This is a genomic window from Azospirillum melinis (genome assembly GCF_013340935.1).
GTDB classification, from domain to species: domain Bacteria; phylum Pseudomonadota; class Alphaproteobacteria; order Azospirillales; family Azospirillaceae; genus Azospirillum; species Azospirillum melinis.
Genome location: NZ_WHOS01000057.1, coordinates 1 through 21,474 on the forward strand (window position 1 = coordinate 1; position 21,474 = coordinate 21,474).

Sequence of the window (21,474 nt, forward strand, 5' to 3'; positions counted from 1 at the left end):
AATGAAGTTGCCTGTTGACGGTTTCTTTTGCAACCAGAAAGCGGCATGCGATATCGAGTACGGCCTCATGGTCTCGGAGAGGTGAATAAGAGCCAGGCCCAGATCAGGCTGCCGGCCGTATGCTGTCCGTCCGGCAGCAGCACCGCCATTCCCAGATAGACGCCCAGGTTCAGGATCATCCCCACCACCGCCGCGGCGATGGCGGCCAGCGCACCTGCGGCCAGGCGGTTGTGGATCAGCCGCTCCAGATAGGGGGCGCCGGCGAAGATGAACAGGAAGCAGGGCAGGAAGATGACGTAGGTCGTCAGCGCCGCTCCCAGCGTTCCCGCCAGCGCCGGCGACAGCGCGCCCGGCCGGTTCCAGCCGGCGAAGAAACCGACATACTGTGTAACCAGGATCAGCGGCCCCGGCGTCGTCTCGGCCAGCGCCAGCCCGTCGATCATCTCCCGCGGGCTAAGCCAGCCATGGGTATCCACCGCCTGTCCGGCAATGTAGGGCAGCACGGCATAGGCGCCGCCGAAGGTGATGAAGGCGGCCTTGGTGAACAGCGCCGCGATGCCGCGCCAGGGATCGGCACCGATGGCCAGCAGGACCGCCCCCACCGGCACCGCCCACAGAACCAAGCCCAGCACCAGCAGGGTAAGCAGCCGGCCGGCATTCGGAGCGGGCTCCGCCGTCAGGTCGGTGGTGGAACCGCCGTCGGAGCCATCGTCGCCCGCCGGATACGGATGGGCGAACCAGCGGCGGCCCGTACGCGCCGCCACCCCGCCGATCACAGCCGCGACGCCGATCACCAGTGGGAAGGGCAGGTGCAGCAGCGTCAGCACCGGGAAGGCGGCACCGGCCAGGGCGCCGGCGGCCGGCCCCTTCAGCGTGCGGCGGCCCAGGCGCCAGACCGCGGCGGCAAGGCAGCTTTCGCCGTCTGGCGGAGGGGCGGGCCGACGCGTCCGCAGGGACAAATGCCGGGCGCCCATGGCCTTCCGCATCGCGGAGGTTTAATATTGCAACCGCGAGCGCCGCCGTCGGGGCAGGCGCCGGAGGTCGGGGACGCTGCAGAATGAAGGCTTCCACCCGCGGTCTTGCGGCTGTGTTGGGGGCGGTGCTGTATGCCGGTGCCGGGGGAATCGCGGCGGGCGTGATCGCGGTTGGGGGGCTGACCCTGTCGGCGGCGCCCGCGCAGGCCGCGGTCGGTGTCCATGCCGAGGAGATCGTGCGCTTTCCGTCCGTCGACGGCGATTTGACCGGCGGCACGCCGACGATGCTGAGCGGCCGGCTGCTGCGCCCTGCGGGTAATGGCCCGCACCCGGCGGTGGTGATGCTGCATGGCTGCGGCGGCCTTTATGCCCGCAATGGCCGGGTGTCGCCGCGCCATGTCTGGTGGGCCACCCACCTGCAGCGGCAGGGCTACGAGGTGCTGATGGTTGACAGCTTCGGTCCGCGCGATGTGGAGGAAGTCTGCACCACCGCGCTGAAGGACCGTACCGTCCGCGCCACGGTGGAGCGCAAGCGCGATGCATGGGCGGCACTGGCCTTCCTGCGCAAGCGGCCGGAAGTCGACCATGACCGCATCGGTCTGATCGGCTGGTCGCAGGGAGCGAGCACCGTGATGGTCGCTTATGGCGCCGGCGAGGATGGGCCGGCCGGGACCGAGGAGGGCGGCTTCCGCGCCGCCGTCGCTTTCTACCCCGGCTGCAAGGCGGCGTTGAGCAAGGAGGACTGGCAGCCCGACGGCCCGATGCTGCTGCTGGTCGGCGGCAAGGACGACTGGACGCCGCCGGAGAGCTGCGTCGAGCTGTCCGGGCGCGACGGGGTCAAAGGCAAGGTCGATCTGGTGGTCTATCCCGACGCCTATCACGGCTTCGACGCGCCGGACGCCCCGGTGCGCAAGCGCAAGGACCTTGCTACCGCTCCCGGCGGCACCGCCCATGTCGGCACGGACGAAGACGCCCGCTCGGACGCAATCCGGCGGGTGAACGACTTCTTCAAGGAAAAGCTTGGGGGGTGAGGGGAGTTCGACCGCCCTCTCCCGGCGTGGGAGAGGGCGGTCGAAACGTCAACGGAACTCGACCGAAACGATCTCGTACAGCTTGGAACCACCGGGGGTGGACACCTCGACGCTGTCGCCGACGGACTTGTTGATCAGGGCGCGGGCCAGCGGCGCCTGGATCGACAGAAGGCGGTTCTTGATGTCGCTCTCGTCCTGGCCGACGATCTGATAGGTCGTCTCCTCGTCCGTGTCCTGGTCGGCCAGGGTCACGGTCGCGCCGAACTTCACAGTGCTGCCGGTCAGCTTGGCCGGGTCGATGACCTCGGCACGGCTGATCTTGTCCTCCAACTCCAGCACGCGGCCTTCGATGAAGCTCTGACGTTCGCGCGCCGCGTGATACTCGGCGTTTTCCGAAAGGTCGCCATGTTCGCGGGCTTCCGCGATGGCTTTGATGACCGCCGGGCGTTCGGTGATCTTAAGGTGCTTCAATTCCTCCTGGAGGCGGTTGAAGCCCGCCGCTGTCATCGGAACTTTTTCCATGTTCGGTCCATCACCGCTTGCAGTCGTTCGACCTGTCCAAAGCGACATCAAGGACGAAGACGGCGCGGAGGAGGTCCGCCGCGCCGTCGTCCGTCCTTAATACGATCCGCTAAGGTACGACTGCAACGGGGCGACTTCAAGGCTGCCGTTCCGGAGTGCGGCAATCGCTTCCACCGCTGCGCGTGCTCCTGCCACCGTCGTATAGTACGGAATGTTGTAGGTCAGCGCGGTGCGACGCAGGCTGAAGCTGTCGGACAGGGCCTGGGCGCCTTCCGTGGTGTTGATGACCAAATGCACGTCGCCGTTGATCATGGCGTCGACGATGTGCGGCTGGCCTTCGACCACCTTGTTGATGGTTTCCGCCGGCACGCCGGCATCGCTCAGCACCTTGGCGGTGCCGGACGTGGCGAGGATGCGGAAGCCCATCTCGTGCAGCTTCTTGGAGATCACCGCCAGCGCCGGCTTGTCGTGGTCCTTGACCGAGACGAAGACGCTGCCCTTGACCGGCAGGGTGACGCCGGCGCCGAGCTGCGCCTTGGCAAAGGCCAGCGCGAAGTTGTGGTCGAGGCCCATGACCTCGCCCGTCGACTTCATCTCCGGACCCAGCACGATGTCGACGCCGGGGAAGCGGGCGAAGGGGAAGACCGCTTCCTTAACCGCGGTGTGCGGCGGGGTCGGGCCGTTCAGCGTGAAGGCGGACAGCTTCTCGCCGGCCATGATGCGGGCCGCGATCTTGGCGATGGCGGTGCCGGTGGCCTTGGCGACGAAGGGCACCGTGCGGCTGGCGCGCGGGTTGACCTCCAGGATGTAGACGGTGCCGGCCTTGACCGCGAACTGCACGTTCATCAGGCCGACCACCTTGAGCGCGCGGGCGAGCGCGTCCGACTGGCGGTTGATCTCGGCGATGGTGTCGGCCGGCAGCGTGTAGGGCGGCAGGGCGCAGGCGCTGTCGCCGGAATGGATGCCGGCCTCTTCGATATGCTCCATCACGCCGGCGACATAGACCGTCTCGCCGTCGCAGACGACGTCGACGTCGACCTCGATGGCGTCCTGGAGGTAGCTGTCGATCAGCACCGGGTTCTTGCCCGACACCTGCACGGCGGTGCCCATGTAGCGCTGGAGCCCGGCCATATCGTGGACGATCTCCATTGCCCGGCCGCCCAGCACGTAGGACGGACGGATGACGACGGGGAAGCCGATACGGGCGGCGACCGCCTCGGCCTCCTCCAGCGAGCGGGCCAGCCCGTTGGCCGGCTGCTTCAGGTTCAGCTCGTGCAGCAGCTTCTGGAAGCGCTCGCGGTCCTCGGCCAGGTCGATGGCGTCGGGCGAGGTGCCCAGGATCGGGATGCCGGCGGCCTCCAATGCTGCGGCGAGCTTCAGCGGGGTCTGGCCGCCGAACTGCACGATGCAGCCCAGGACGGTGCCCTTGCGCTGCTCGACCCGCACCAGCTCCACCACGTCCTCGGCCGTCAGCGGCTCGAAATACAGGCGGTCGGCGGTGTCGTAGTCGGTGGAGACGGTCTCCGGGTTGCAGTTGACCATGATGGTCTCGATGCCGGCCTCCTGCAGGGCGTAGACGGCATGGACGCAGCAATAGTCGAACTCGATGCCCTGGCCGATGCGGTTCGGGCCGCCGCCGAGGATGACGACCTTCTTCGACTCGGTCGGGTCCGATTCGCACTCGGCCTCGCCGGTCCCGTCGGTCTCGTAGGTCGAGTACATGTAGGGGGTGGCGGACGCGAACTCGGCGGCGCAGGTGTCGATGCGCTTGTAGACCGGGGTGACGCCGGCCATGCGGCGGGCGGCGGCGACGGCGGCTTCGGTGGTCTTGGCCAGTTCGGCCAGACGGGCGTCGGAGAAGCCCATCTGCTTCAGCTTGAGCCAGCCGGCCTTGTCGGTCGGCAGGCCGCCGGCGCGGATCGCCGCCTCACGGTCGGTGATCTCCTTGATCTGCTCGAGGAACCACGGGTCGTATTTGGAGACGGCCTGCACCTCGTCCACGGTGAAGCCGTGGCGGAAGGCCTGGGCGATCACCAGCAGGCGGTCGGGGGTCGGGGTGGCGAGCGCGCCGCGGATGGCGGTGCGGTCCGGGTTCTCCTCCCCGCCGATCTTCACCTCGTTGAAGCCGGTCAGGCCGGTCTCCATCGAGCGCAGGGCTTTCTGCACCGACTCCTGGAAGGTGCGGCCGATGGACATCGCCTCGCCCACCGACTTCATCGAGGTGGTCAGCAGCGGCTCCGAGCCCTTGAACTTCTCGAAGGTGAAGCGCGGCATCTTGGTGACGACGTAGTCGATCGTCGGCTCGAAGCTCGCGGGCGTGGTGCCGGTGATGTCGTTGGTCAGCTCGTCCAGCCGGTAGCCGACGGCCAGCTTGGCGGCGATCTTGGCGATGGGGAAGCCGGTGGCCTTCGACGCCAGCGCCGAGGAACGCGACACGCGCGGATTCATCTCGATGACGATCAGGCGGCCGTTGGCCGGGTTGACCGCGAACTGCACGTTCGAGCCGCCGGTGTCCACGCCGATCTCGCGCAGCACGGCGATCGAGGCGTCGCGCATGATCTGGTATTCTTTGTCGGTCAGCGTCAGCGACGGCGCCACGGTGATCGAGTCGCCGGTGTGGACGCCCATCGGGTCGATGTTCTCGATGGCGCAGACGATGATGCAGTTGTCGGCGCCGTCGCGCACGACCTCCATCTCGTATTCCTTCCAGCCCAGCACCGATTCCTCGATCAGCACCTCGCCGACCGGGCTGGCACGCAGGCCGCCGCGCACGATGTCCTCGAACTCCGCCCGGTTGTAGGCGATGCCGCCGCCGGTGCCGGCCAGGGTGAAGCTGGGACGGATGATGGCGGGCAGACCGACGAGCTCCAGAGCCTCCATCGCCTCGTCCAGCGTGCGGACCATGCGCGACTTCGGCGATTCCAGGCCCAGCTTGTCCATGGCGTCGCGGAACAGGATGCGGTCCTCGGCCTTGGCGATGACGTCGCGCTTGGCGCCGATCATCTCCACGCCGAGCCGCTCCAGCGTGCCGTCGTCGGACAGCGCCATCGCCGTGTTCAGCGCGGTCTGGCCGCCCATGGTCGGCAGCAGGGCGTCGGGACGCTCCTTCTCCAGGATCTTGGCGACGACCGCCGGGGTGATCGGCTCGATGTAGGTGGCGTCGGCCAGACCGGGGTCGGTCATGATGGTGGCCGGGTTGGAGTTGACGAGGATGACACGGTAGCCTTCCTCGCGCAGCGCCTTGCACGCCTGAACGCCGGAATAGTCGAACTCGCAAGCCTGTCCGATGACGATCGGACCCGCGCCGATGATGCAGATGGATTTGATGTCGGTGCGTTTGGGCATGGGTCCGCTTCTCTGAAATGTGGTCAGCCGAAAACCCCCCGGCACCGGAGGACCGGAGACGGAGAGCGGGATGGGCATGTCGTGCAAGGCCCCCTTATAGGGGGTTCCGGGCCGGGGGGGAAGGGGTGGCATGGATGTCACCCTCGCATGACTGAATCTCGGGCGCGGCACCGCCGCCCCATGCGGGCCTTGAACCGCGGGGGAAAGGGACGCATCAATTCCCCTTCTCCCATTTCGCATACCCATTGGAGATACGCCCCGATGAGCCACGCATTCGCCAAGGACAGCCGCGCCTGCGCCGCCTGCGTCTCGTGGGGCGGCGAACGTGCGCTGTCGGAGGACAACACGCTGGTGCATGTCGCCCGCCACGGGGTGGAGGGGGAGTGCCGCACCGCCAGCAGCCAGGACTACCGCCGCATCACCAAGGGCTATCACACCTGCACCGCCTGGGCGCCGCTGCCGATGCTGAAAAAGCATGGCGGCCGGATCGGCCACATGCCGGCGGGGCAGGCGCACACGCTTGTCACCGCCGCGGCCTCGCGGCCCATTCCGCAGCTGGTTTCCCAGCCGGTACCGGCGGCAGCGGCCTTCGCGTCGGCGCCGGTGGCGACTCCGGTTCTGGACCTGCCGCCGCCGCCCTGCCGGGCCGACGTTATCGACGTGGAACAGACGCCGCAGGTCCGTATCCTCTACACCCACTGGGTGAGGCTGAAGCGCAAGCGCCGCATGCCGCTGGCAAGCGAGATCGACACCGCCCAGGTGCGGGAAAGCGTTCCGCGCACCGCCCTGATGGAGCCGACCGCCGACGGCAGCGATTTCGTCTACAAGTCTTGCGGCCGCGCCCTGCAGCGCCGGCTGGCCGAGCGGCCGACGACGCGGCGGGTGACCGACTGCCACCCGGAGCAGGCGGCGCAGCGCTGGCTGTCCGACCTGCGCGCCTGCCTGGAAAGCGGCGAGCCGCGCTGCCTGCTGGTGCGCGATGACCCGATGCTGCCGGGGGCGAAGTTCGTCGAGCTGCTGCTGCCGCTGGCCGACGTGGAAGGCGGGCCGGCGACGCGCGTGCTTGCCTACCGCCACGTGCCGGGTGGTTGAGGAGGGGCGGCGATGGGCGATGCGCCAAGCGGAGAAGGACCGAAGGGAGAAGGGCCCGGCCCGGAGATCGTCGGCGTCTGGCCGGCGGCGGTGTGGATCGTTGTCGGCGCCGGGCATTACCTGAACGACCCCGACCATTTTGCCGGCTGGAAGGGTGCCCTGTATTTCGTGCTGGGCACCGGGCTGGTGGCGCTGATCGGCGGCATCGCCAGCCTGTCGGCCCGCCGCACCGTCGCCGGCATCCAGGAACGCCTGCTGAAGGAGGTCCGCCATCGCCGCGACTGGGCGAGCTGGTGGGTGGCACTGGGGCTGCGTGGGCTGGTCGGGCTTGGCGAGGCGGTGCTGGTGACGCTGCTGGCGCTGTCGGTGGTGGCGAAGCTGGGGTGAGGCATCGTCGGTGGTTTCCCCTTAAACACCGACGGCCCCGCTCCTTCAGGAAGCGGGGCCGTTGCAGCAACCTGATCCTTACTTCTGGCTGGTCTTCATGCTCCAGCCCGGCTCGATCCCCTGCATGTCGGGCAGGTGGTGGGCGATGCCCTTATGGCAGTCAATGCAGGTGTTCTGGCCGGTGAACAGATAGGTCTCGTGCATCTTGGCGGCACGGGGGTTCTGCTTGGTGATGTCCATCGAGTCCGCGCTGTGGCAGTTCCGGCATTCCAGCGAGTTGTTCGATTTCAGCCGCGCCCATTCGTGCTCGGCCAGTTCGCGGCGCTTGTCCAGGAACTTCTCGCGGGTGTCGATGGTGCCGAAGATCTTGCCCCAGACCTCCTTCGACGCCTGCATCTTGCGGGCGATCTTGTCGGTCCACTGGTGCGGGACGTGGCAATCGGGGCAGCTGGCGCGCACGCCGGACCGGTTGGTGAAGTGGATGGTCTGCTTAAGCTCCTCATAGGGATTGTCGCGCATCTCGTGGCAGCTGATGCAGAAGGCTTCCTTGTTGGTGGCCTCCAGCGCGGTATTGAAGCCGCCCCAGAACACCACGCCGGCGATGAAGCCGCCCAGCGTCAGGAAACCCAGGCTGAAATGGACGCTAGGGCGGGCGAACAGCCGCCACAGGCACAGCACGGCGTCGCGGATTTTCATTTCTGGCCGCCTTGGGCATGGCCCAGGACCGAGTCGAAGTCTTGGAAGCTGTTGGGAACGATCGGCTGGGCGTCGGTCTGCGGCACATGGCACTGGGTGCAGAAGTAGCGGCGCGCCGCCACCGTGCCCAGCGTCTGGCCGTCACGGTCCTGGAAATGGGTGACCGACAGCATCGGCGCCTGCGAGCCGGCCGTGTTGCGGCGGTCGTGGCAGGTCAGGCACTTGTTGATGTTCAGGTCGATCTGATAGTCGCGGATGGCATGCGGGATCAGCGGCGGCTGGTCGGCGTAGTTGCGCACGCGCTTCTGGTCGTCGGTGATCTCGCGGTGGGTCGCTTCGGCCGGGACATCCGCGGTGATCGGATGGTTGGTGGAGGGGACCTTGATCCCCCCCACGGTGCCGGTGGCGTCCGCCATCACGACATGCTTGTCGGCGGCGACAACACCGGAGGTGACGCCGATGGTCAGGGCCGGGATGCCGGCCAGCAAGGCCAGCGCGGCGATCAGGAAACGGGTCTTCATGATGCCGGCACTCCTCAGGCGTTCAGGACTGGCGTGATCTTGACCGCGCATTTCTTGTAGTCGGTCTGCTTGCTGATGGGGTCGGTGGCGTCGAGCGTCACCTTGTTGATGAGGACCGTGTGGTCGAAGAAGGGGACGAAGACTAGGCCGCGCGGCGGCTTGTTGCGCCCGCGCGTCTCGACCCGCACCCGGACCTCGCCGCGCCGGGAGGTGACGCGCACCTCCTGCCCGCGCCGGACGTTGAGATCCTTGGCGTCGTCGGGGTGCATGAACACCACGGCATTGGGGAAGGCCTTGCGCAGTTCCGGCACGCGGAGCGTCATCGATCCGCTGTGCCAGTGCTCGATCACGCGGCCGGTGCTGAGCCAGAAGGGATAGTCGGTGTCGGGCGCTTCGGCCGGCGGCTCGTAGGGCAGGGCGAAGACGTTGGCCTTGCCGTCCTTGTTGCCATAGAAGCGCATGCCCTCGCCGGCCTTCACATACGGATCGGAGCCCTCGCGGTAGCGCCACTTGGTCTCCTTGCCGTCCACCACCGGCCAGCGCAGGCCGCGTTCCTGGTGGTACTGCTCGAAGGGCGCCAGATCGTGGCCGTGGCCGCGGCCGAAGGAAGCGTATTCCTCGAACAGCCCCTTCTGGACATAGAAGCCGGCGTCCTGGGCCTCCTGGTTGTTGTAGGTCGGGTCGAGGTCGGACAGCGGGAAGCGGTCGACCTGGCCGTTGCGGAACAGCACCTCGTACAGCGTCTTGCCGCGCAGCTCCGGCTTCTTGTTCAAGAGATCCTCCGGCCACACCTCCTCGATGCGGAAGCGCTTGGAGAACTCCATGATCTGCCACAGGTCGGACCGCGCGCCGTCGGGCGCATCGACCAGCTGGCGCCACAGCTGGGTGCGGCGCTCGGCATTGCCGTAACCGCCCTCCTTCTCCACCCACATGGCGGTGGGCAGGATCAGGTCGGCGGCCAGCGCCGTCACGGTGGGGTAGGGATCGGAGACGACGATGAAGTTTTCCGGGTTGCGGTAGCCGGGGAAGGTCTCCTTGGCCGTGTTCGGGGCCGTCTGCATGTTGTTGTTGCACATGACCCAGTAGGCGTTGAGCTTGCCGTCCTTCAGCATGCGGTCCTGCTGGACGGCGTGGTAGCCGACCTTGTCGGGGATGGTCCCCTCCGGCAGCTTCCAGATCTCCTCGGCGTGTTTGCGGTGCTCGGGGTTGGTCACCACCATGTCGGCGGGCAGCCGGTGCGAGAAGGTGCCGACCTCGCGCGCGGTGCCGCAGGCCGACGGCTGGCCGGTCAGCGAGAAGGGGCCGCAGCCGGGCTGGGAGATTTTGCCGGTCAGCAGGTGGATGTTGTAGACGAGGTTGTTGGCCCAGACGCCGCGGACATGCTGGTTGAAGCCCATGGTCCAGAAGGACACGACCTTCACCTTCGGGTCGGCATACAGCTCGGCCAGCGCCTCCAGCCGGTTCTTCGGCACGCCCGACAGCTCGTGGGCCTTGTCCAGCGTGTAGGGTTCGACGAACTTGGCGAACTCGTCGAAGCTGATCGGGTCGGAGTCGTTGGCCTTGTCGGCGTTCTTCGCCTTCTTCTCCAAGGGGTTGTCGGGACGCAGGCCATAGCCGATGTCGTCGCGCCCGCGCTTGAAGTTGCAGTGCTTCTCGACGAACTCCTTGTTCACCCGGCCGGTCTTGATGATGTGGTTGGCGATGTAGTTCAGGATCGCCAGGTCGGAGCCGGGGGTGAAGACCAGGCCGATGTCGGCGAGGTCGAAGCTGCGATGCTCGTAGGTGGAGAGCACGGCGACCTTGCAGCCGGGATGGCTGAGGCGGCGGTCGGTGACGCGCGTCCACAGGATGGGGTGCATCTCCGCCATGTTGGAGCCCCACAGCACGAAGGCGTCGGCCTGCTCCATGTCGTCATAGCAGCCCATCGGCTCGTCCATGCCGAAGGTGCGCATGAAGCCGGCCACTGCCGATGCCATGCAGTGACGGGCGTTCGGGTCGAGATTGTTGGAGCGCAGGCCGGCCTTCATCAGTTTGGAGGCGGCATAGCCCTCATAGATGGTCCATTGGCCGGAGCCGAACATGCCGACGGCGGTCGGACCCTTCTTCTTCAGGGTCTCCTTCCACTTGGCGGCCATGATGTCGAAGGCGGCGTCCCAGCTGATCGGCTCGAACTCGCCGTCCTTATCGAACTTCCCGTCCTTCATGCGCAGCAGCGGCTGGTTCAGCCGGTCCTCGCCATACATGATCTTGGACAGGAAATAGCCCTTCACGCAGTTCAGGCCGCGGTTCACCTCGGCCTTCACGTCGCCATGGGTGGCGACGACGCGGCCGTCCTTGACGCCGACCATCACGCCGCAGCCGGTGCCGCAGAACCGGCAGGGGGCCTTCGACCAGGTCAGCTTGGCGCCTTCGCCGGTCAGGAGGTTGGCAGCGGACGCGGGCAGCGAGATTCCGGCCGCCGCGGCGGCGGCAGCGGCGGCTTGCGCCTTCAGGTAATCGCGGCGGGACAGAAACATGAGGAGGACTCCAGGTTCGGAGGAAATTCGGTCGGGAAAAGGCGGAAACGGCGCGCCTGGGTGACGATCCGGGTGACGGTCCTGGGGAGGGGCGTCAGGCTGCGTCGATCGCGTCCGCGGGTTCGTAGTGGTGGTAGACCATGGTGGTGGTGTGAACGCCGGGAATGGCGTTCAGCAGGGCGATGCGGTCGACGACCTCGGCCGCGCTGGCGGTGACCAGCGTCACCACCGCCTTGCCGTTCTCCGCGGCACACCAGTCCAGCCCGGCGACGGAGGCCGCTGCCTCGCGCACGGCGTCGGTGCGGTCGGGGCTGTGCTGGATGACGAGGCTGGAGATGTGGACTTCGGGGGCGCGGGGCATGTCGGTCCTGGGGAGCGCTGGGCTCAGTGGGTGAGGAGCTGGTACATCCAGATCGAGAAGCCGTAGGCGGAGACGGTACCGACGGCGATCACCGGCCAGACCAGCACTGCCAGCGACAGGAACATCAGCCCTTCGGCCCGGCGGGTCGGGGCCGGTGCGGAGTCGGTCGCCTTCCGGTCGGACGGATGGGACAGGACGGGGGAGGGGATGGGCCTCATGGCGGCACTCTCGGTCGGAGCGGGAACAGGTCGAACCGGTCCCGGTGCCAGCCCTTGCGGCTGGTCCTTAGGTACTGGTTTTCGGCCCTTAGTATCGATACTTTCTGGCGGGTGCGAATTGACTCAGGTCAAGTGGGGCCATTTGCGGGCTGTGACGGAATGGCGCCTTCCGCCACGCGGGCGCCACGGCCCGGGCTGCGCTAGACTGCGGTCGAGGTCTTCATCGGAAGCCTCGATCGGGAATGGAATGGGCCATGGATTTGCTGCGCTCCTACTGGTCGCCGGCCGAGTTGGCGACCAACGGGTTGATCCTGTTGCATCTTTTGGGAGCCTTGGCGGTCGGGCTGCTGCTGGGGTACGAGCGCAGCTATCACGGGCGGGCGGCCGGGATGCGGACCTATGGGCTGGTCTGCCTGGCATCGGCCGCGCTGACGGTGGTCAACGCCTACCCCTCCATGTGGTATGGCGGCATTGGGACGCAGGGGGCGCCGCACGCGACCGCCCTGACCGGCGATCCGACGCGGGTGATCCAGGGCATCGTCACCGGCATCGGCTTCCTCGGCGCCGGGGTCATCATGCGCGAGGGGCTGTCGATCCGCGGCCTGTCCACCGCCGCATCGATCTGGGCGACCTCGGCCATCGGCATCGTCATCGGACTCGGCTTCTATGCGGTCGCTATCGCCGCGGCGCTGTTGACCATCCTGGTGATGAGCCTGCTGCGGCCGGTCGAACGGCTGTTGCCCCACCAGTCGGTGGTCCACCTGACGCTGGTCTTCCCGCGCGACAAGGCTCCGCCGCCGGAGGAATTGCGGGCGCAGGCCAAGAAGCATGGGTTCGAAGTGGTCGACTGGGCCTTCCACCTCGCCAACGGCAGCGGCCAGTTCGAGTGCCAGCTGGTGCTTCAGGGGAGAGGCGACCCCGATCCGATGGCGCTCGTCAGCGCCCTTGCCTCCACCGACACGGTGGTCGAGTTCAAGCTGTCCCCTTCACGCATCTGACGATGGCCGGGAGCCAGAAGAGTTGGAAGGACGAAATGCATACAAGCTTAATCTTTTCCTAAAACTTTATCTTTATCGATAGCCCGCTATGATGAAGGACGCGAACAACGGCAGGGAATGGTGGGGCTGGAATCGCCGCCATTCTGCCCGGCAGAACGGCCGTGACAGGCGCAATGCCGGTTCCCCGACCTCATCCGCTTCCTGTCGTCGGATGGCGGGGCCGATTGCCCTGCTGACGGCGCTTCTTCTGTGGTTTGCCGGCACAGCCGACGCCACGGTCTCCGGCGTGGAGCCGCTTCGGCTCGGGCCGGCCACCGCCAGCGCCACCCTGGCCGGCCATTTCGCCCGGCTGGTCGATCCCGACCGCAAGCTCGACTTCGCCGCCATCCTGAAGGCCGACGCCGATGGGCAGATGGAACCGCGTGAGGATTTCCGCGGTGTCGGCCAGACCCGCGACATCCATTGGTACCGCTTCGACCTGATGCGCGAACCCGGTGCGCCGGCGGACTGGCTGCTGGAGATGGGCGAGGCCTATATCGACCATCTCGATCTCTTCATTCCGAAGGCAGGCGGAGCCGCGGGCCGGCCGCAGGATCCTGCCGTCTACCGGCTGGTCCGGCTGGGAGACTTCGTTCCCTTCAGCCAGCGGCCGATGAAGACCCGGCTGCACAGCCTGCCGCTGACCCTTCCGGAAGGAAAGCCGGTCTCGCTTTACCTGCGTGTCGATTCGGTCAGCGCCATCCGCCTGTCGGCGCGGATGTGGTCTCCCGCCGCCTATGTCAGCCACCAGACCGAGGATCTGCTGTTCCAGGGGTTTTTCCTGGGGGTGCTGGGCATCCTGGTCCTGGGTTATGTCGCGCTGGGCCTGCTTCTGCGTGACGGGGCGCTGCTGTCCTACACTGCCTATGTCGCCACGGTCTTCTGCTATTACCTGTTCGCCAACGGCATCGGCGCAGCCCTGCTGCCGGATCTGCCGGGCTGGCTCATGAACATGCTGGTGGGCAGCAGCGGGTTCCTCGGCTTTGCCACGGCACTGATCATGTGGGTCTATATCCTCGATTTGCAGACCCGGGCGCCAAAGCTGGCGCGTTGCTATCAGGGGCTGGCCCTGCTGGTGCTGCTGGCATTGCCGACGACGGTTTCACCGCTCTACGCCCTGACCAACCCGGTGGTGACCCTGTCGGCGCTGGTCGTGGTGATGATCGCGCTGGTGCTGACCGCACGCATGGCCTGGCTGAACCCGAATGATCTCAGCCCGCGCTTCTATCTGGCCAGCACTCTGGTGTCGCTGACCGGGCTGATCATGGCCCAACTGATCCTACGGGGCGCGCTGCCTGCCGATTTCTTCATCGCCGATCCCTATCAGGTCGCCTCGATGGTGGCGGTGCTGGTGCTGGGCACCGGTCTGGCCCTGCGCATCGGCAGGCTTCAGGCGGAGCGGCTGCGCGCCCGAGAGGAATCGGCTTTCGCCACCAAGCGGGCGGAGGAGCAGCGCAGCTTCGTCGCGATGCTGTCGCACGAATTCCGTACCCCGCTGGCCGCCATCGACAGCGCAGCGCAGATGATCGAACTGTCGGGCGCGGTGGAGTCGCCGTCGGCGCTGACCCGCCTGCAACGCATCCGCAGCACCACCCACAAGATGGCGGAGCTGGTGGATCTTTTCCTGTCCTCCGATGCGCTCGACCAGGGGGCGCTGGCGCTGAAGCCGGAACCGGTGGCGCTGGGCCAGTTGATGGACGAGGTGCTGGGTGGTCTGACGGGGACGGAAGCGGAGGAGCGGCTGGAGCTGTCGATCAACGCTCCCGACCACCCGATGCTGGTCGATGCACCTTTCCTGGGGGTGGCCATCGGCAATCTGGTGCAGAACGCGCTGCGCTACTCGCCGGCGGAAACGGCCGTCCGGGTGAGCGCCTTCGATGACGGAGGCGGCATCGTCATCCGCGTCGCCGACCGGGGCCTCGGCATGACCCCGGAGGAGGTGGAGCGAATCGGCTCGATCTATTTCCGCGCCTCGTCGTCGCGCGGAACCAAGGGGTCGGGGCTGGGGCTCTACATGACGCAGAAGATCGTCGCCGCCCATGGCGGAACGCTGTCGGTGCAGAGCGAGCACAATGAGGGCTCTGTCTTCACCATCAGGTTGCCGGCCGTCGACAGGCTCGCTGCGCAGTAGGGATGCCGGGTCAGTACAGGGTTTTCGGGATGCGCTCGGCCAGCGACCGGTCGTAGGCGTCGCCGCCTTCGTGCCCGGCGCTGGCCTCTGCCAGCAAGGCCCCCGCCGACGGCAGGCTGCGGCGCTCGATCTGCACCGCCGGGTCCCACAGGCGGGACCGCAAAAGGGCGCGGGCGCACTGGAAGAACACCGCCTCGATGGTGACGACCAGCACCGACTTCGGCGGCTTGCCGTCGACGGCGAAGCTCTCACACAAGGCCGGGTTGGTGTCGATCACGGCGCGGCCGTTGACCCGCAGCGTCTCGTTCAGTCCCGGCACCAGGAACAGCAGACCGACACGCGGATCGGCCAGGATGTTGCGCAGGCTGTCGATGCGGTTGTTGCCGCGGCGGTCGGGGATCAGCAGGGTACGGTCGTCCGCCACCCGGACGAAGCCGGGCCCGTCGCCGCGCGGCGAGGCATCCAGCCCGCCCGGTCCGCTGGTGGCGAGAACGAAGAAGGGCGACGCCTCGATCACCGCGCGGTAGCCGGGGGTCAGCGCCGGCACTTCCTTGGCGATGGAGGGGCCGGCCGGCTCGCCATAGAGGGCTTCCAGAGCCGCGAGGTCGGTGATGGGGCGGCTCATTTCGTCTCCAGCAGGAAATAGACGAAGTCGATCGACGGCGCATCCAGCCCGAACTGGCTCAGCAGCGTGTGGGCCTGCCCGCGATGGTGGGTCTGGTGATTGAAGATATGGGTGACGATCTGGACGAAGGGCAGCTCATGTGGCGTGCCGGCCATGCTGCGGTAGGAGAGGGCCGACTCGAACCGCTCCGCCGGGGTGGCTGCCAGGACGCGCAGGAGCCGCTCGTCCTCCGCCTCGCGCGCGGTGCGCAGGCCGGCGAAGTCGTCATGGAGGATTTCATCGAGCGACGACGGTTTCGGCCCCCCTCCCTCGATCCGCTCCAGCCACACCCGGTCGGCGACCAGGATATGGTTCAGCGTGCCGCGGACAGAGCCGAAGAAGGCGCCGCGGTCCTCGCGGAACTGAGCGTCGGAAAGCTGCGCCGCGATCTGGTAAAGGCGGCGGTTGGCCCAGCGGTTGTAGCGGGCGAGGCTTTCGAAATGGGGCTTCGGGTCCATGGGAACCTCTTGCTTCCTCTTTTCCCGCATCGGGCGCCGGCCTCCTCTCCCCGGAGGGAGAGGAGCTTGCGTGGAGGGTCGATCACACGCCGGCGCGCTTTGCCGACAGGCCGGCGTGGGACAGCAGGACTTCGCGCTTGCCCTGGTGGTTGGCGGGACCGACGACGCGTTCGGTCTCCATCCGCTCCACCAGACGGGCGGCGCGGTTGTAGCCGATCTGGAGCTGGCGCTGGATGAAGCTGACCGACACCTTGCCCTCGCGGACCACGAGGTTGACGGCCTGCATGTAGAGGTCGTCGCCGGTCGCAACCGAACCGCCGTCCTCATCCTCCACCGCGGCGGCTTCCTCCTCCTCCTCGGTGATGGCGGTGACGTAGTTGGGAGCGCCCTGGGCCTTCACATACTGGACGATCTCCTCGACCTCCGAATCGGAGACGAAGGGACCGTGGACGCGGGTGATGCGGCCGCCGCCCTGCATGTACAGCATGTCGCCCTGGCCCAGCAGCTGCTCCGCCCCGGCTTCGCCGAGGATGGTGCGGCTGTCGATCTTGCTGGTGACCTGGAAGCTGATGCGGGTCGGGAAGTTGGCCTTGATGGTGCCGGTGATGACGTCGACGGAGGGGCGCTGCGTCGCCATGATCAGGTGGATGCCGGCGGCGCGCGCCATCTGGGCCAGACGCTGGATCGCCGCCTCGATCTCCTTGCCGGCCACCAGCATCAGGTCGGCCATCTCGTCGACGATCACGACGATGTAGGGCAGCGGCGTCGGTTCCTGCGGCGTCAGGTCGAAGACGTTCTCCGGCTCGCCCGGCGCCGGGGTGCGGCGCGGCATCTTCTCGCCATTGGCGATCATCTCGGCCATGCGGGCGTTGTAACCCTCGATGTTGCGCACGCCGAGCTTGGACATCGCCTCGTAGCGGCTTTCCATCTCGCGCACGGCCCAGCGCAGGGCGACCACCGCCTTCTTGGGATCGGTGACGACGGGCGTCAGCAGGTGCGGGATGCCGTCATAGACCGACAGCTCCAGCATCTTGGGATCGACCATGATGAAGCGGCAGCGCTCCGGCGGCAGCCGGTAGAGCAGCGACAGGATCATGGTGTTGATCGCCACCGACTTGCCCGAGCCGGTGGTGCCGGCGACCAGCAGATGCGGCATGCGGGCGAGGTCTGCCACCACCGGTTCGCCGCTGATGTCCTTGCCGAGCGCGATGGCGAGCTGGGCCGTGGTGTTGCGGAAGGCGTCGTGGTCGAAGCTTTCGCGCAGGTATACCATCTCGCGCACCGGGTTCGGCAGCTCGACGCCGATGACGCTGCGGCCGGGAACGATGGCGATGCGGGCGGTGACCACGCTCATCGAGCGGGCGATGTCGTCGGTCAGGTTGATGACGGTGGCCGACTTGGTGCCGGGCGCCGGCTCGAACTCGTAGAGGGTGACGACCGGGCCAGGGCGGACATCCATGATCTCGCCGCGGACGCGGAAGTTCTTCAGGACGGTTTCCAGCATCCGCGCGTTGCGGGCCAGCACCGACTCGTCATGCTGCTGCACCGGGCGCGGCGGCGGGGTCTGCAGCAGCGAGACGGTAGGCAACGAATAGACGGCGGGATACTCCGCCGGCGCGGCCGGAGCGGCGGGCGCGCAGGGCACCACCGGGGCTGCGGCGGGGACGGTGGTTGCCGCCTCCGCCGCCAGGGCGGCTTCGCAGGGGGCTGCCGGGGCCTCCGCCTCAGCCGGGTCGCGCGCCTCATAGGCCCATTCGACGCCCGACAGGAAGGCGAAGCCGGCGACCACCGCCAGCGCCTCGTCCGACAGGTTGGTGGAATAGACGGTCCCGGCACGCGGGGTGCCGGGCAGAACCTCGACATCCCACATCACGCGGCCGTCGGGGCGCGGGTTGGGGACGAGATTGAACGGCCGTCCGTTCAGCGCGCACCACAGATTGAACTCGTCGGCGGTCACCACGCCCGCCTGGGTCGGCGGGGCGGCGAGATGCGGCATACGCGGGCTCATGCCGAGGCTCCGGGCTTCTGAACGGTGAGGGGGACTGGACCGGAGGAGGAGCCGCCCGGCCCCGGGGATTGCATCGGAGGACGTGCCGCCAGCTCGCGCGGCGTCATCTCGTAGGCGGCGACCAGCAGCTTGTCGATGCTGACCCCGTCGCTGGACATCGGCAGCACCAGCCGCTCGAAGCTGCGGGTGCGCCCGCCGAAGACCGCGGTGTGGACACGGGCGACAGGCAGCCGTTCGCGGCGCACCGTCTCATATTCCGGCTGAAGCAATGCCCGCTGTTCCGGCGGCAGGTCGTCCAGCGTGGCGCCCAGGCGCGACTGGCCGAAGGCGGTGGCCAGCGCCTTTCCGTAATAGGAATAGACGAAGGTGCCGGCTTCCTCCCCGATCACCTCGAAGACGGCGATGTTGTCCTTCCACGGCCGCAGGTCGGCCGGGGCGATGCTGCTGGGGACCGGCGGCCGGCCGGCGACGGATTTGGTGAGCCAGAATTCGAGCAGGCCGCTGAGATACGGCGTCGCCAGCTCGGTTCTTTCCTTGGTCATGACAATCGCAGCTGGACGGGCGGCGCTCCCGCGGGATGATGCCGCCGGAGCTTTCAAGAGCCGCCCGAACCATACCCGCAAGGGCCGGTGTGGCGCAACCGCAAGGGCTAAGCCCGGCAGGGGCGCCGCAATCCGGATGTCACCGGCCCTTCGTCACGCGGCACAGGTGACGCCGGTGCCGCCCAAGCCGCAGTAGCCGTTGGGATTCTTGGCGAGATACTGCTGGTGGTAGCCTTCCGCGAAGTAGAAAGGCGGCGCCTCGCGGATCTCGGTGGTGATCGGGCCGTAGCCGGCCTGGGCCAGCCGCTCCTGATAGGCCGTCAGCGTCGCTTCCGTTGCCGCCTTCTGGGCGGGGCTGTGGGTGTAGACGGCGGACCGGTACTGGGTGCCGACGTCGTTGCCCTGGCGCATGCCCTGGGTCGGATCGTGCGACTCCCAGAAGACGCGCAGCAGATCCTCCGCCTTCACCATCGCCGGGTCGTAGACGACGCGCACCGCCTCGGTATGGCCGGTACGGCCGGAGCAGACCTCCTCATAGGTCGGGTTGGGGGTATGGCCGCCCTGATAGCCGACGGCGGTCACCCACACGCCGGGAACCTGCCAGAATTTGCGCTCCGCTCCCCAGAAGCAGCCGAGGCCGAGGTCGATGACCTCCAGCCCCGGCGGATAGGGGCCGGTCAGGCGATGGCCGTTGACATGGTGCTGCTCGGGAACCGGGATCGGTTGGCTGCGGCCGGGCAGCGCCTCCTCCGGCGTCGGCAGCGTCGCCGGCTTGCGCAGAAAATGCCCCAGCATGGTCGGGTCTCCCATCATGACGATCCGTTGGAGGGACCTCTTATGTCGTGTGGCGGCCGGGCTGCGGCAAGGTGGCGCCAGGGAGTGGGCGTGCCGGTGAACCTTCAGGCTGTTTCGCGCGTTTGAGCTTGTGACCTGCTGGGAACTTGAAAAAAGGAGAGCAATCATGGCCAGCACCACCGACGAGCGCCTGATCCAATCCCTGATCGACCATGGCCGCCGCAACGGCAACCGGCTGAGCGCCGAAGCGCTGGGCGGCATCCTGCCCGTCGACACGATGACGCCGGAGGAAACCGCCGCGGTGATCGAACGGGTCGAGGCGGCCGGGGTCGAGGTCGAGCTGGACGATTCCCGCCTGATGCAAGGCCGGCCCAATCCGGCGCTGGCCCGGCAGACCGGCGACTATCACCGCGGCGACGGCGTCGTCGACATGGCGAACCCGGCCGCCCCGGCGGTGTCGGCCCCCGGTGCGGTACCGTCGCGCCACGGCTGGGCCGACGACATCGCGAACGGCCATGCGGCCAGCCATCATGGCGCCGTACCCAGCTGGACGCGCAACGGCGTGGAACTGCTGCCGCTGGCGTCCGTCGCCCTGGTGGCGGTGGTGCTGATCGCGGCGCTCGGCTGAAGGCAGCCCTTACCCGGCGGCCAGCGCATGGATGAGGATGGCGGCAGTGGCGGCGACGTTCAGCGACTGGACGCGGCCGCTGCCGGGGATGGTCAGCACCGCCTCGCAGGCCGCCAGCGTGGCCGGTGGGATGCCGTCCTCCTCGTTGCCCAGCACGACCGCCGGCGGCTTGGCCCCCTGCTTGCCGCGCCATCCCGTCAGCGCGCCGGCATCGACGGTCGGCCGGGTCTGGTCCAGTGCCGTTCCGAACACCCGGTGGCTGGCGCGCAGCCGCTTCAGCACGGCCGGCAGGGTGGGGGCGCGCTCCAGCGCCACCCACTCGAACCCGCCCTCCGCCACGCGATAGGCTGCCTCGGACGGCAATGCCTGGCCGGGATGGTCGGAGATCAGGACGCGGGGCAGGCCGAAGAACGCGGCGGTGCGCAGGATGGCGCCCAGATTGTGCGGGTTGCCGACGCCGTCCAGGATCAGCAGCGGCTCCGTCGCCCGGCGCGCGGCCTCGGTGTCGAACAGCGGCAGAGTCCGCGGTGCCATCAGCGCCACCACACCGCCGTGCAGAACCGTGCCGGCGACTTTCGCCAGCTCCTCCGCCTCCACCATGCGGTAGGGTTTGCGGGCCGCCGCCATCGCCTTGCAGAAGGCGCCTACCGCCGGTTTCAGCCGCTCGTCGAAGAACAGGCGCTCCACCCGCTCCGGCTCATGGGAGAACAGGGCGGAGACGGCGGCCAGCCCGGCCACTCGGAACAGCTTGCGCGATTCGGTCGGTTCCGGGGCTGACGGTGCGGGCGAGATGGCGGGGGCGGCGGTCCGGGAACGGGCGCGGCTGGGATGGGGCGGGCGCCCGCGCGGAGGCATGGAGGTCCTGTCTGTCTGGAAGAAGGTGGCGGCTTACAGCAGCTTCACCACCAGGAAGCCGCCGATCAGCGCCACCGCGAACACGCTGGTGACGAGGGTCAGCCGCTTTTCGATGAAGGCTCGGATCGGCGGGCCGAAGAAATACAGCAGAGCCGCCACCAGATAGAAGCGGATCGACCGCGAGATGATCGAGGCGCCGATGAACACCCACAAAGGCAGGTGCGCCACGCCGGCCGTGATGGTCAGCAGCTTGTAGGGGATCGGCGTCATGCCCTTGATGATCAGGATCTCCGCGCCGTACTCGACGAAGGTGTGTCGCAGCTGCTCGAACTTGTCGGTCAGGTGATAGAATTCGATCACCCAGCGGCCGATCGTCTCGTAGAGGAAATAGCCGATCATATAGCCGGCGATGCCGCCGACCACCGAGGCCAGCGTGCAGATCGTCGCCAGCTTCCACGCCGCCTTGCGGTTGGCGATGACCATCGGCACCAGCAGCAGGTCCGGCGGCAGCGGGAAGAAGGAGCTTTCGGCAAAGGACACCCCGGCCAGCCAGGCGGTCGAATCCTTCGACGCGGCCTTGGCCATGGTCCAGTCGTAAAGACGCTTCAGCATGATTGGGCCGTCCTTCGTCGCTGCCGTTGCGGTGCACGAGGCCTCTTTTAGGCGCGACGGTGCCGGTGCGCCAGTGCCCAA

The 21,474-nt window shown here is 67.8% G+C and carries 21 protein-coding genes; 6 read left to right on the plus strand and 15 right to left on the minus strand.

Annotated elements, in window-relative coordinates:
* Window positions 1–65: 65 nt before the first annotated feature.
* A complete protein-coding gene (locus GBZ48_RS28485; RefSeq protein WP_246307528.1) occupies window positions 66–974 on the minus strand; it encodes a chromate transporter in 909 nt (302 codons plus the stop codon).
* Between the two features lie 83 nt (window positions 975–1,057).
* On the opposite strand from GBZ48_RS28485, the gene GBZ48_RS28490 reads away from it, so the two are divergent.
* Window positions 1,058–2,005 carry a dienelactone hydrolase family protein gene (locus GBZ48_RS28490; protein WP_174474121.1) on the plus strand — a complete coding sequence of 316 codons (948 nt, stop codon included), beginning with the start codon at window positions 1,058–1,060 and terminating at the stop codon, window positions 2,003–2,005.
* Between the two features lie 48 nt (window positions 2,006–2,053).
* Here GBZ48_RS28490 and greA read toward each other — a convergent pair whose 3' ends face one another.
* Complete coding sequence (greA, locus tag GBZ48_RS28495) at window positions 2,054–2,527, minus strand: transcription elongation factor GreA (RefSeq protein ID WP_012972887.1); 474 nt, start codon at window positions 2,525–2,527, stop codon at window positions 2,054–2,056.
* Window positions 2,528–2,623: 96 nt separating this feature from the next.
* Window positions 2,624–5,872: a carbamoyl-phosphate synthase large subunit gene (gene carB, locus GBZ48_RS28500; RefSeq protein ID WP_174474122.1), complete on the minus strand. Its 3,249-nt coding sequence runs from the start codon at window positions 5,870–5,872 to the stop codon at window positions 2,624–2,626.
* A gap of 261 nt (window positions 5,873–6,133) precedes the next feature.
* Here carB and GBZ48_RS28505 point away from each other — a divergent pair, with 261 nt between their 5' ends.
* Window positions 6,134–6,964: a PAS domain-containing protein gene (locus GBZ48_RS28505; RefSeq protein ID WP_174474123.1), complete on the plus strand. Its 831-nt coding sequence runs from the start codon at window positions 6,134–6,136 to the stop codon at window positions 6,962–6,964.
* A gap of 12 nt (window positions 6,965–6,976) precedes the next feature.
* The gene (locus GBZ48_RS28510) at window positions 6,977–7,351 is read left to right on the plus strand and encodes a hypothetical protein (RefSeq protein ID WP_174474124.1); all 375 of its coding nucleotides are present in this window, start codon (window positions 6,977–6,979) and stop codon (window positions 7,349–7,351) included.
* 78 nt (window positions 7,352–7,429) lie between these two features.
* Here the strand turns inward: GBZ48_RS28510 and GBZ48_RS28515 are convergent, their stop codons facing one another.
* The 5 genes from GBZ48_RS28515 to GBZ48_RS28535 all read right to left on the minus strand — a co-directional run bounded on the left by GBZ48_RS28515 (window position 7,430) and on the right by GBZ48_RS28535 (window position 11,663).
* Complete coding sequence (locus tag GBZ48_RS28515; protein ID WP_098738922.1) at window positions 7,430–8,047, minus strand: cytochrome c3 family protein; 618 nt, start codon at window positions 8,045–8,047, stop codon at window positions 7,430–7,432.
* Complete coding sequence (locus tag GBZ48_RS28520) at window positions 8,044–8,568, minus strand: nitrate reductase cytochrome c-type subunit (protein WP_174474125.1); 525 nt, start codon at window positions 8,566–8,568, stop codon at window positions 8,044–8,046. The genes GBZ48_RS28515 and GBZ48_RS28520 overlap by 4 nt, the downstream gene beginning before the upstream one ends.
* Window positions 8,569–8,582: 14 nt before the next feature.
* Window positions 8,583–11,084, minus strand: a complete 2,502-nt coding sequence (gene napA / locus GBZ48_RS28525) for a nitrate reductase catalytic subunit NapA (protein ID WP_174474126.1) — start codon at window positions 11,082–11,084, stop codon at window positions 8,583–8,585.
* 94 nt (window positions 11,085–11,178) lie between these two features.
* Complete coding sequence (locus tag GBZ48_RS28530) at window positions 11,179–11,445, minus strand: chaperone NapD (protein ID WP_174474127.1); 267 nt, start codon at window positions 11,443–11,445, stop codon at window positions 11,179–11,181.
* Between the two features lie 23 nt (window positions 11,446–11,468).
* Window positions 11,469–11,663 carry a periplasmic nitrate reductase, NapE protein gene (locus tag GBZ48_RS28535; RefSeq protein ID WP_174474128.1) on the minus strand — a complete coding sequence of 65 codons (195 nt, stop codon included), beginning with the start codon at window positions 11,661–11,663 and terminating at the stop codon, window positions 11,469–11,471.
* Between the two features lie 254 nt (window positions 11,664–11,917).
* Here GBZ48_RS28535 and GBZ48_RS28540 point away from each other — a divergent pair, with 254 nt between their 5' ends.
* On the plus strand, window positions 11,918–12,661 hold the full coding sequence (locus GBZ48_RS28540) for an MgtC/SapB family protein (protein ID WP_174474129.1): 744 nt from the start codon (window positions 11,918–11,920) through the stop codon (window positions 12,659–12,661).
* A gap of 211 nt (window positions 12,662–12,872) precedes the next feature.
* Window positions 12,873–14,831, plus strand: a complete 1,959-nt coding sequence (locus GBZ48_RS28545; protein ID WP_281362507.1) for a sensor histidine kinase — start codon at window positions 12,873–12,875, stop codon at window positions 14,829–14,831.
* 10 nt (window positions 14,832–14,841) lie between these two features.
* Here the strand turns inward: GBZ48_RS28545 and GBZ48_RS28550 are convergent, their stop codons facing one another.
* The 5 genes from GBZ48_RS28550 to msrA all read right to left on the minus strand — a co-directional run bounded on the left by GBZ48_RS28550 (window position 14,842) and on the right by msrA (window position 19,298).
* Complete coding sequence (locus GBZ48_RS28550; RefSeq protein ID WP_174474131.1) at window positions 14,842–15,456, minus strand: pyridoxamine 5'-phosphate oxidase family protein; 615 nt, start codon at window positions 15,454–15,456, stop codon at window positions 14,842–14,844.
* Window positions 15,453–15,953 (minus strand): DinB family protein, encoded by a 501-nt coding sequence (locus GBZ48_RS28555; RefSeq protein ID WP_174474132.1) that lies wholly within the window; start codon window positions 15,951–15,953, stop codon window positions 15,453–15,455. Before GBZ48_RS28555 ends, GBZ48_RS28550 begins: the two co-directional genes overlap by 4 nt.
* A gap of 82 nt (window positions 15,954–16,035) precedes the next feature.
* Complete coding sequence (locus GBZ48_RS28560; RefSeq protein WP_174474133.1) at window positions 16,036–17,961, minus strand: DNA translocase FtsK; 1,926 nt, start codon at window positions 17,959–17,961, stop codon at window positions 16,036–16,038.
* Window positions 17,958–18,503 carry a PAS domain-containing protein gene (locus GBZ48_RS28565; RefSeq protein ID WP_174474134.1) on the minus strand — a complete coding sequence of 182 codons (546 nt, stop codon included), beginning with the start codon at window positions 18,501–18,503 and terminating at the stop codon, window positions 17,958–17,960. Before GBZ48_RS28565 ends, GBZ48_RS28560 begins: the two co-directional genes overlap by 4 nt.
* A 153-nt stretch (window positions 18,504–18,656) precedes the next feature.
* Window positions 18,657–19,298 (minus strand): peptide-methionine (S)-S-oxide reductase MsrA, encoded by a 642-nt coding sequence (msrA, locus tag GBZ48_RS28570; RefSeq protein ID WP_174474135.1) that lies wholly within the window; start codon window positions 19,296–19,298, stop codon window positions 18,657–18,659.
* Between the two features lie 166 nt (window positions 19,299–19,464).
* On the opposite strand from msrA, the gene GBZ48_RS28575 reads away from it, so the two are divergent.
* Window positions 19,465–19,926 carry a hypothetical protein gene (locus GBZ48_RS28575; protein ID WP_174474136.1) on the plus strand — a complete coding sequence of 154 codons (462 nt, stop codon included), beginning with the start codon at window positions 19,465–19,467 and terminating at the stop codon, window positions 19,924–19,926.
* Between the two features lie 9 nt (window positions 19,927–19,935).
* Here the strand turns inward: GBZ48_RS28575 and GBZ48_RS28580 are convergent, their stop codons facing one another.
* Complete coding sequence (locus tag GBZ48_RS28580; RefSeq protein ID WP_174474137.1) at window positions 19,936–20,781, minus strand: TrmH family RNA methyltransferase; 846 nt, start codon at window positions 20,779–20,781, stop codon at window positions 19,936–19,938.
* A gap of 33 nt (window positions 20,782–20,814) precedes the next feature.
* A complete protein-coding gene (locus GBZ48_RS28585) occupies window positions 20,815–21,393 on the minus strand; it encodes a YqaA family protein (protein ID WP_085090362.1) in 579 nt (192 codons plus the stop codon).
* Window positions 21,394–21,474 lie beyond the last annotated feature (81 nt).